We start from the raw sequence: 3537 nt of genomic DNA, 5'->3' as shown, positions 1-3537 counted from the left end.
ACGTCTGACAGCGGGTGGCGCCACGTGGCGCCACCCGCTGTCGCGCGTTCGGCGAACGCATACTGGAACAAAACCCTTCGGAGCGTGTCGAATGACCCGTACGACACCCGCGACCGGGCCCGCGACCGGGCCCGCGACGGCCGACCCCGAGCCGCCGCCCCCCGGCGGCATCCTGTGGGACATCGCCGGTGACCTCCGCATGCTCCTCGCGCTCCCGGCCGCCATGACCCTGCAGGTCGCCCACCCCGCCGTCGGCGCGGGCGTCGACGAGCACTCCGTCTTCCGCACCGACCCCTGGGGCCGCGGCGAGCGGTCCCTGCGGTCGCTCGCCCTGTGGGTGTACGGGGGCGACGCCGCGGCCGCGGAGGGCCGCCGCCTGCGCGCGCTGCACCGCACCGTCCACGGCACGGACGCCCGGGGCCGGCGCTACCACGCGCTCACGCCCGCGTACTACGCGTGGGTCCACGCCACCGGCTTCCCCGTCTACCGGCACGCCCAGCGGTACCTGGGGCGGCCGTTCACCCCCGCCCAGGAGCGGCAGCTGTACGCGGAGTGGCTCCAGGTCGGGCGCGTGCTCGGGCTCCGCGACCGGGACATGCCGCAGACGCTGGAGGAGTTCTGGCCGTACTACCACCGAGTCCTCGCCGAGGACCTGGAAGCGACGCAGGTGGTACGGGACCTCGTCGCCGTGGACCCGACGCTCCCGCCACCGGACCGCGGGCCGCTGGTGGTCCGGGTGCCCCTGCGCCTCCTGTGGCCGCTGCTGCGACGCCCCCTGGCGCGCCTCCGCAGCCTGCTCACGGTGGGCCTCATGCCCCCCGATGCCCGGGCCGCCATCGGCCTCCCCTGGACGCCCCGACAGGAGCGTGCTCTCCGCCACGTATGCCTGGCGGTACGCCTCCTGACCCCCCACCTCCCGGACCGCCTCCGCTACCTCCCCCTGGCCCACCGGGCCCGCACCACGCACCGCGCGTTATCCCACCCCCCCACACGCCTCCGCGCCCGCCGCTCCGCGCCGGGAGCCTCCCACCCACCCGCCCATACGCTTACGCCCCTGCGCGGCAGCAGCCACTCGGCTGAGCCCGACACGCCTCCGCGCCCGCCCGCCCATTCGCTTACGCCTCTGCGCGGGAGTAGTCACTCGGCTGAGCCCTACTCGCCTCCGTGCCCGCCGCTTCGCGACGGGAACTCCCCACCCGCCCGCCCATACGCTTGCGCCACTACGCGCGAGTAGCCGCAGCCGCCGACGGCGATCGGCCCCCACGAGGGGCGTTCCCCCACAGCCGACGGCCATGGGCGGGCGGGTGGGAAAGCATCCACCCACGCGCCCGCGGCCGCCGATGGTGCTCGGCCCCCACTGGGGGCGTTCCCCGGGGGCCGAGGGTCACGGGCGGGCGGGTGGGAAAGCAACCACGCACGCGCCTGCGGCCGCCGGCGGTGGTCGGCCCCCACTGGGGGCGTTCCCCCGGGGTCGAGGGTCACGGGCGGGCGGGTGGGAGATGGGCGTCAGTGCTCGTGCAACGAATTCGTCGCCGCAATCTTCTTCCAGGACTTCGGCTTGGCCGGAGCCTTCTCCCCCACGACCCGGCCGACCCCGGCCTTCTTCGCGGCAGGCGCACCCGGCTTACCGGCCTGGTACAGCCACGTGTCGAAGAGAGCCCCCAGCGGCTTGCCGCTGACCTTCTCCGCGTACGACACGAAGTCCCGCACACTCGCGTTCCCGTACTGCCGCTCCGCCGGCCACTGCTTCAGGATCTTGAAGAAGGTCTTGTCGCCGACCTTGTTGCGCAGCGCCTGCAGGGCGAGCGCACCCCGGTCGTACACGGCCCCGTGGAACTGGTTGTCCGGCCCCGGGTCACCGGGCTTGACCTGCCAGAACGGGTCATCGGCGGGACGCGAGGCGTACACGTAGTCGGCGAGCTCCTGCGCCGTGCCCTCGCCCTCCTTCTCGGACCACAGCCACTGGCTGTAGCGCGCGAAGCCCTCGTTGACCCAGATGTCCTTCCAGTTCTCCACGGAGACGCTGTCGCCGTACCACTGGTGGGCGAGCTCATGCACGACGATCGAGACGTTGGAGCCGTTCGCGAAGGCCTTCGGGCTGTAGAAGGGCCGCGTCTGGGTCTCCAGGGCGAAGCTCGTCGGCACGTTCGGCACGTACCCGCCGAGCGCGTTGAACGGGTACTTGCCGTAGACCGTCTCCAGCCACTCGGCGACCTCGGTGCTCCGCTCGATGCTGGCGCGAGCCGCCCCCGCGTTGTCGCCGAGGTCCTTGCTGTAGGCGTTGAGGACGGGCAGCCCGTCCTCGGTCTTGTCCGTCGTGATGTCGAACTTGCCGACGGCGAGCGTCGCCAGGTACGGGGCCTGCGGCTTGTTGGAGCGCCAGTTGAAGCGCGTCCAGCCGAGGCGCGAGGACTGGGACTGGAGCACGCCGTTGGAGATGGCCTGCGAGCCGTCGGGCACGGACACCGACACGTCGAACGTCGCCTTGTCGCGCGGGTGGTCGTTGGCCGGGAACCACCAGGCCGCCGACTCCGGCTCCTGCGCCGCGACGCCGCCGTCGGGCGTGCGCTGCCACGCGGTGAAGCCATGGATCTTCACCTCGGACGGCTTGCCCGCGTAGCGCACCACGATGGTCACGGCGCTGCCCTTGGGCAGGCCCGCCTTCGGCGTGACTTCGAGCTCCTGCTCGCCCGTCCGCGCGAACGCGGCCTTCTTGCCGTTGACGCGGACCTCGCTGACCTTCAGGCCGAAGTCGAGGTTGAAGCGCGACAGGTCCTGCGTGGTGGTGGCGTTGAGGGTCGCCGTGCCTTCGAGCAGGTCCGTCTTCGGCTGGTACTTCAGGCGCAGGTCGTAGTGCGAGACGTCATAGCCGCCGTTGCCGGCGTCGGGGTAGTAGGAGTCGCCCACGCCGGGCGCCCCGGGGGTGAAGTCGGCCGCCGATGCCGGGATCGCAAGCAGCGCGAGCGCGGCCGCGAGCGCGCCCGGGGCGATGAGTCTGCGGTGCACGTAAGTCTCCAAGTGATAGGCGGGTGCGGTGGATTGCGCCACGGGCCGGGCCCGGCCGGCCCCGGGGTGCGGGGGCGGCCGCGCGGCCCGGGCGCGGAACAACTCACGTTGCGTCGACCTTATTGAGCCCCGTGTGCCCAGGTCATGTCCATGGCCGCATATGTCACACGATCGCCATTCAGCCGACATGTGCCACCAGGTCGGACGCACCTTTCACGGTCGCGTACGGCCCTCTTTCCGCCGGGAGTTGACGCGTGTACCTTCCGCGCCATGCCGATACGCGCGCGACGCACGCGCCTGACGATGTGGAACACGCTGCTGGTGGCGGGCCTCGCCGCCCTGCTCGCCACCCTCCTGTCCCCGGGCACCGCGCAGTCCGCGCAGGGCGCCCCGCAGACGTACGAGAAGGCCAAGGAGAGCAGACCCGTCTACTCCTACGCGGACGCGATACGCGAGTCCGTGTGGGTCGACACCCGGATCGACGGCGACGCGGACGGCAAGGCCGACCGCCTCGCCGTCGACAAAGTACGC

At 72.3% G+C, this 3537-nt stretch carries 1 protein-coding gene and 2 pseudogenes; 2 read left to right on the top strand and 1 reads right to left on the bottom strand.

Going from position 1 to position 3537, the window contains the following annotated elements; translation table 11 throughout:
• Positions 1 to 91: 91 nt before the first annotated feature.
• A pseudogene (locus ACFWZ5_RS45635) lies at positions 92 to 982 on the top strand (oxygenase MpaB family protein); the annotation flags it as partial.
• Positions 983 to 1506: 524 nt separating this feature from the next.
• Here ACFWZ5_RS45635 and ACFWZ5_RS45630 read toward each other — a convergent pair.
• Positions 1507 to 3006 carry a M1 family metallopeptidase gene (locus ACFWZ5_RS45630; RefSeq protein WP_384806556.1) on the bottom strand — a complete coding sequence of 500 codons (1500 nt, stop codon included), beginning with the start codon at positions 3004 to 3006 and terminating at the stop codon, positions 1507 to 1509.
• A gap of 270 nt (positions 3007 to 3276) precedes the next feature.
• Here ACFWZ5_RS45630 and ACFWZ5_RS45625 point away from each other — a divergent pair.
• Positions 3277 to 3537, top strand: a pseudogene (locus tag ACFWZ5_RS45625) (hypothetical protein); the annotation flags it as partial.

Source organism: Streptomyces sp. NPDC059003 (assembly GCF_042740445.1).
In the GTDB taxonomy this organism is placed as follows: domain Bacteria; phylum Actinomycetota; class Actinomycetes; order Streptomycetales; family Streptomycetaceae; genus Streptomyces.
The sequence above is the reverse complement of the archived record's forward strand: the minus strand, read 5'-3'. Positions and strand labels throughout refer to the sequence as shown.